6 protein-coding genes are annotated in these 5890 nt (G+C 72.4%); 3 read left to right on the forward strand and 3 right to left on the reverse strand.

The window, feature by feature from the left end:
• A partial coding sequence (locus H5J30_RS15030) for an alpha/beta fold hydrolase (protein ID WP_374100982.1) occupies nucleotides 1–182 on the reverse strand: 182 nt, incomplete at its 3' end.
• A 150-nt stretch (nucleotides 183–332) separates the two neighbouring features.
• Nucleotides 333–1070 (reverse strand): response regulator, encoded by a 738-nt coding sequence (locus H5J30_RS15035; RefSeq protein ID WP_181787937.1) that lies wholly within the window; start codon nucleotides 1068–1070, stop codon nucleotides 333–335.
• Between the two features lie 363 nt (nucleotides 1071–1433).
• On the opposite strand from H5J30_RS15035, the gene H5J30_RS15040 reads away from it, so the two are divergent.
• Both H5J30_RS15040 and H5J30_RS15045 read left to right on the forward strand, forming a co-directional pair.
• Nucleotides 1434–2003: a snapalysin family zinc-dependent metalloprotease gene (locus H5J30_RS15040; RefSeq protein ID WP_181787938.1), complete on the forward strand. Its 570-nt coding sequence runs from the start codon at nucleotides 1434–1436 to the stop codon at nucleotides 2001–2003.
• A 192-nt stretch (nucleotides 2004–2195) separates the two neighbouring features.
• The gene (locus H5J30_RS15045; RefSeq protein WP_181787939.1) at nucleotides 2196–3050 is read left to right on the forward strand and encodes an alpha/beta fold hydrolase; all 855 of its coding nucleotides are present in this window, start codon (nucleotides 2196–2198) and stop codon (nucleotides 3048–3050) included.
• Between the two features lie 57 nt (nucleotides 3051–3107).
• Here the strand turns inward: H5J30_RS15045 and H5J30_RS15050 are convergent, their stop codons facing one another.
• Nucleotides 3108–4109, reverse strand: a complete 1002-nt coding sequence (locus tag H5J30_RS15050) for a glycoside hydrolase family 64 protein (RefSeq protein WP_181787940.1) — start codon at nucleotides 4107–4109, stop codon at nucleotides 3108–3110.
• A gap of 260 nt (nucleotides 4110–4369) precedes the next feature.
• On the opposite strand from H5J30_RS15050, the gene H5J30_RS15055 reads away from it, so the two are divergent.
• Nucleotides 4370–5653 carry a glycoside hydrolase family 16 protein gene (locus H5J30_RS15055; RefSeq protein WP_181787941.1) on the forward strand — a complete coding sequence of 428 codons (1284 nt, stop codon included), beginning with the start codon at nucleotides 4370–4372 and terminating at the stop codon, nucleotides 5651–5653.
• Nucleotides 5654–5890: the final 237 nt, after the last annotated feature.

The raw sequence follows: 5890 nt of genomic DNA on the forward strand, positions 1-5890 counted from the left end.
GACCCGCCGCTGTCGCGCAGGTCGTAGCGCACGGCACGGCGCCCGCCGGCGGCCAGCCGGTCGCAGAGCGCGTCGGGCCAGGAGAGCATCGTCGTCCCGCCCACGAGCAGGACGAGCGGCGCGTCGTCGGCACCGAAGGACTCGATGCCCAGGGTGATCCCGTTGACGTCGACAGTGGTCATCGGATCACCCGGAAGCGTTCGTAGGCGGCGTCGGACAGGACGCCGCTGATGTGATGGATCATGTAGGGGCAGACCGGATCCGCCGCCGGAACTCATCGCTCCCGGACGAAATGCCTGGTGGCCGCGGTCGGCGGGGGCGCAGGTGCTCGGTCACGGCGGCGCGGTCGGGGACTGCGGGGAGCCGGGGGTGATCAGGCCCGTCTCGTAGGCGGCGATGACCGCCTGCGCGCGGTCGCGGAGCTGGAGCTTGGCGAGGATACGGGCCACGTGCGTCTTCACCGTCGCCTCGCTGAGCCGGAACCGGGCGGCCAGCTCCGCGTTGCTGTGGCCGCGCGCCAGCGACTCCAGCACCTCCAGCTCGCGCCGGGTCAGCGCCGACAGGTCGCGGTGCAGCGTCGCCGCGCGGTCGTCGCGGACGGCGAAGCGCTCCACGAGGCGGCGGGTGATGGTGGGGGCGAGGAGCGCGTCGCCGGAGCGGACGAGGCGGACGGCGGCGGCCAGGTGCTCGGGGGTGACGTCCTTGAGCAGGAAGCCGCTGGCGCCGGCGGCGAGCGCCGCGTACACGTACTGGTCGAGGTCGTACGTGGTGAGGATGATGACCCGCGGCGCGCCCGGCCCCGGCCCCGGGTCCCGGCCGTCAGCGCCGAGGAGGCGGCGCGTGGCCTCCAGGCCGTCCATGCCCGGCATGCGGATGTCCATCAGCACCACGTCGGGCCGGCTGCGGCGGACCGCGGCCACCGCCTCCTCGCCGTCCGTCGCCTCGCCGACGACATCGATGCCGTCGGCGGCGAGGATCATCCGGAAGCCGGTGCGCACCAGCGCCTGGTCGTCGGCGATCACCACCCGCGGCGGCTGGTCCGCCTCCCCGGGTCCTGCCTGCGTGCCCACGTCCCCTCCACGGCCGTCCTCGCGGGGACCGCGGGCCCCTGCCCGGCCGCGGTCAGCGTACCGGTGCAGTCTGACAAGACGTCCGGCGCGGCGGATCGGCCGAGAGGCCCCATACGTCTCAACTTCCCGACTACGCCGGAAGAATGACCCCGCGGCCCGGGGCCGGATTCCACCTGTACGAAATCGGCCGTGAACCCCGCTGTGCCGAATACCGCGGCCGGCACCGAGATGCCGTAAGAAGGTGAAATCTACGGCCATTGCCGCCCCTTGTGGCCCCGAGAGCGCGCTCCTACACTCGGGCCGACCCTTATCAGGGTTCGCGCAGTAGTGCTCGATTCTCACACCAAGAGGAGGGCTCCCCGCATGCTGCGAAAGTTGGGTATCGGCGTTATGGCCGCTGCCGCAATCGTCACTCTGTCCTCGGCCCCAGGGGCCACCGCCGCCCCCGCTCCCGCACCGGAGCGTACGGCCGCCACCACGCTGTACTACGACGACAGCCAGGCCGGTGAATTCAAGAGCGCGGTGGCCGCAGGCGCCGAACAGTGGAATTCCACGGTGCAGAACGTCAAGTTGGCGAAGGCCCCGGCGGGCACCCGCGCCGAGATCACGGTCATCGCCGACGACGGCTGGCCGCGCGCCACTCTCGGCCCGGTCCGCCCCGGCGGGCGCGCCACGGTCTGGTTCGGCCGCCAGGCGGTCAACGAGGGCTACGACACCACCCGTATCGCCTCGCACGAACTGGGCCACAGCCTCGGGCTGCCCGACATGAAGCCCGGCCCGTGCTCGTCGCTGATGTCCGGCTCGACAGCCGGCGTGAGCTGCACCAACCCCGTCCCGAACGCGACCGAGCGGGCGCAGGTGGAAGCCAACTACGGCGGCGGCTTCGCCGGCCTCGTCCCGATGGACGGACGCATCGTCGTCGACGCGCCCTGAGCATCGGATCGCACGTACGACACCACCCGTGGCCGGGAAGGCGCCTTCCCGGCCACGGGCCGCGCCCGGATCCGTACGCGCGCATTCGCCTCCCGGAAGGCCCGCGGAATTCCCCCCGAATACCACAGACCGTGCGCGTCCCGCACCGTACCCCTCCGCGCCCGCCTGATCGTCGTGTGTGAGGGTGGCTCCATGCCGAACACGCCGACCTTCGTCCTCGTTCACGGGGCGTTCGCGAACTCCTTCTCGTTTGCGCCCCTGCAGGCGGAACTCGCCCTGCGCGGACACCGCTCGCTCGCCGTCGACCTGCCGGGCCACGGATTCGGCGCCACGTTCCCCGCGGCCTATCAGGCGCCGCAGGATCCCGACGCGCTCGCCACCGCGCCCGGCAGCATCAAGGGCGTCACACTCGCCGACAACGCGGCGCACCTCATCGGCGTCCTGGAGCGGGTGAAGCGGAACGGCCCGGCGGTCGTCGTCGCGCACAGCCGCGGCGGCATCACCGCCACCGCCGCCGGCAACGCCCGCCCCGACCTGATCGACCGCGTCGTCTACGTCTCCGCCTGGTGCCCCGTCGAACTCGACGTGAACGACTACTACGGCGAGCCCGAGATGGCCGGCGTCGACGCCTCCGGGCTCGCGCGCGCCCTCGCCGGCGACCCGGCCGCGCTCGGCCTGATCCGCACCAACTTCCGCACCGCGGACCCCGAAGCGCTCGCCGCGTTCCGGCACGCGTTCGCCGCCGACCTCACCGACGACGAGTTCCGGACCTTCCTCAACACCTTCCAGCCCGACGAGAACCTGGACGTCGGCTCGTCCGCCGACCGCGCGCAGGCGGACACCTGGGGCCGGATCCCGCGCAGTTACGTGCGGCTGGCGGACGACGTCAGCATGCCGCCCGCCATGCAGGACCGGCTGATCCGCGAGGCCGACGCGCTGACCCCGGGCAACCCGTTCGACGTGCACACCGTGCCCGGCGGCCACCTGCGCTGGCTGGTGCACCCCGAACCGGCCGCCGACGTCCTGGCCGGACTGGCGGCGGTCTGACCGGACGCGGCAGGCCGGGCCGGAACGCGCCGGCCAAGGGCGCGGCGCGCCCCGTTCTCACCAGCCGACGGCCACCACCATCCACTGCGGGTTCTGGACGGACACGAAGGAGGACTGCTCGGCGACGTCGTCGTACGGGAAGCCGTACGCGAGGTTGCCGATGGCGCGCTCGTGCCAGAACGCGGCGTAGTAGTTCGCCGGACCCTGCCGGTAGAAGCGGCTCGGGTCGTTCCACTGGTCCCGCGGCAGTTCGGCGACGTGCCGGTTGAGCGCCGCGCAGCCGGGGGCGTCGCCCGCGAGCGGGCCGGAGCAGCCGAAGATCTCCTGGGTCGAGGCGTCCATGCCCACCGACCGGGCGTAGTCGCTCATGTAGGCGGCGTGCTGCCCGCCCGGCCGGAAGTCCGGCACGCTGCCGGGGGAGGGGATGCGGTACGGCGCCTGCACCTCGGCCAGCGACGCGAACTCCGGCGGCATGGCGTCCGCGAACGCCTGCCACGTGGCCTCGCGGGGCTCCTGGAACGTCGCGTAGTCCTCGCCGACCTGCTTGTCGGCGCCGTCGTGGCCGTGCACCCGCATCGCGAGCTTGAGCGCGAAGGCGTCGACGCGGGTGGTGTTCCCGTGGAAGGCGTCGGAGCCGACGGTGAACTCGATGAAGTCGGAGTACTGGCTGTCGGGCGAGCCGAGGTGGAAGTACATCCGGCCGGCGGAGTTGGCGGGCATGTCCAGGTACGGCTGCTCGGCGATCGAGCGGGTCTGCCCGCCGAAGGACCAGAAGACCTGGTCGTCGGGGTACTGGCCGTTGGTCCTGTTGAGGATCTGCACCGTCAGCACGTTCTGCGCCGGCGGGATGGCGCCCGTGTCGCCCCAGAAGGAGTCCGGCGGCGGGTCGCCCGCCGCCGCGGCGGTCGCGGGGGCCGGGCCGGGCGCGGGCGGGACCGCGCCCTGGGCGGCGGCGCCGGTGCGGTCGGCGAGCGCGTAGCAGACGAGCAGCAGCAGGGCGGTTGCGGCCGTCAGCAGGCCGCGGCGGCGTCTGGACCACGCCGGGTGCGCGGGGTACATGCGGTGCTCCTTCGCTGTGGGGGCGTACACGGCCCGAGGCGGGAGCTGCCCGGCGGGCCGGGCGTACAGAGAGCGCTCTCAGAGCGTCGTGAGGGGCGGGTGCGTTGTCAAGAGGAACGGCTGTACGACCTCCGGGAGTTGAACACCGCGGGTGCCCGCCGGACCCATTGACTGCATGACATGAAGGGAGTTCACTCACCTCGCGCAAAGGTATGGACCATGCTCCACGCTCGACCCCCAATGCATCGAGGTGAGCTTCCATGTTCGTACGACGACGCAGACATCCGCTCCGCAAGGCCGTGCTCGTCGCGATGGCCCTCGCCGCCGCGCTGGCAGTGCCGCTGCCCGGCGCCGCCGGCGCGGCACCGGCACCGGGACCCGGCGGGAAGGCCGAAGCCGCGCCCTACGCCGTCACGTTCGAGGACAACTTCGACGGCCCGGCCGGCTCGGCGGTCAACGGAGGCAAGTGGCTGATCGAGACCGGCGACAACGTCAACAACCACGAGCGGCAGTACTACACCGCGGGCAACGCCAACGCCGCGCTCGACGGCCAGGGCAACCTGGTCATCACCGCCCGGCGGGAGAACCCCGGCAACTACCAGTGCTGGTACGGCCGGTGCGAGTACACCTCCGCCCGGCTCAACACCTCCGGCCGCTTCACCACCACGTACGGCCACGTCGAGACCCGGATGAAGCTGCCGCGCGGGCAGGGCATGTGGCCCGCGTTCTGGATGCTCGGCAACGACATCGGCCAGGTCGGCTGGCCCGCCAGCGGCGAGATCGACGTGATGGAGAACGTCGGCTTCGAGCCGAGTACGGTCCACGGCACCCTGCACGGGCCGGGCTATTCCGGCTCCGGCGGCATCGGCGGCGGGTACACGCTGCCCGGCGGCCAGCAGTTCGCGAACGGCTTCCACACCTTCGCCGTCGACTGGTCGCCGAACGAGATCACCTGGTCCGTCGACGGCAACGTCTACCAGCGGCGCACGCCCGCCGACCTCGGCGGCCGGCAGTGGGTGTTCAACAAGCCGTTCTTCCTCATCCTCAACCTCGCGGTCGGCGGCTACTGGCCCGGCGACCCGGACGGCAGCACGTCCTTCCCGCAGCAGCTCGTCGTCGACTACGTCCGCGTCAGCACCTCCGACGGCGGCGGGGGCAACTCCGGTACGTTCACCGGGGCGGGCGGGAAGTGCCTCGACGTGGCCGGCGCAAGTCCCGCCAACGGCAGCGCCGTCCAGCTCTACGACTGCAACGGCACCACCGCGCAGCGCTGGACCGTGGGCACCGACGGCACCGTCCGCGCCCTCGGCAAGTGCCTCGACGCCGCCGCCGCGGGCACCGCGAACGGCACCCGGGTGCAGCTCTACGACTGCAACGGCACGGGCGCCCAGCGCTGGTCGTACAACTCCGCCACCCGCGACATCGTCAACCTGGCCGCGGACAAGTGCCTGGACGCGCTGGGCGGCTCGACGGCCAACGGAACGCCGACGCAGCTGTGGACCTGCACGGGCGCCGCGAACCAGAAGTGGACGCTCAACTCCTAGGCGCCGTGGCCCCGTCGGGGCGTCGGGAAAGCGCTCTCACCGGTACGGACCAAAGCCTTGACACCGCTTCCCGGCGCCCCCTTAACTTCAACACGTGAAATAGCCGGACCCCCCACACGACTTCACCGCCGTGCCCGGCCGCCGCAGCCCGCCGTCCCTGGATCCCGTGCGCTCGCATGCCCGGACGCGGCGGCAGGCGGCCCGGGTGCCGGCGAGAAGAGGACGGTGACAGCACAT

The organism is Streptomyces phytophilus, assembly GCF_013870535.1.
GTDB classification, from domain to species: Bacteria; Actinomycetota; Actinomycetes; order Streptomycetales; family Streptomycetaceae; genus Streptomyces; species Streptomyces phytophilus.

What these genes read in the sequence shown, in the direction of transcription:
- H5J30_RS15055 (WP_181787941.1), top strand. Translation starts at nt 4,370, where the DNA reads ATGTTCGTACGACGACGCAGACATCCGCTCCGCAAGGCCGTGCTCGTC.
- H5J30_RS15040 (WP_181787938.1), top strand. Translation starts at nt 1,434, where the DNA reads ATGCTGCGAAAGTTGGGTATCGGCGTTATGGCCGCTGCCGCAATCGTC.
- H5J30_RS15045 (WP_181787939.1), top strand. Translation starts at nt 2,196, where the DNA reads ATGCCGAACACGCCGACCTTCGTCCTCGTTCACGGGGCGTTCGCGAAC.
- H5J30_RS15050 (WP_181787940.1), bottom strand. Translation starts at nt 4,109, where the DNA reads ATGTACCCCGCGCACCCGGCGTGGTCCAGACGCCGCCGCGGCCTGCTG.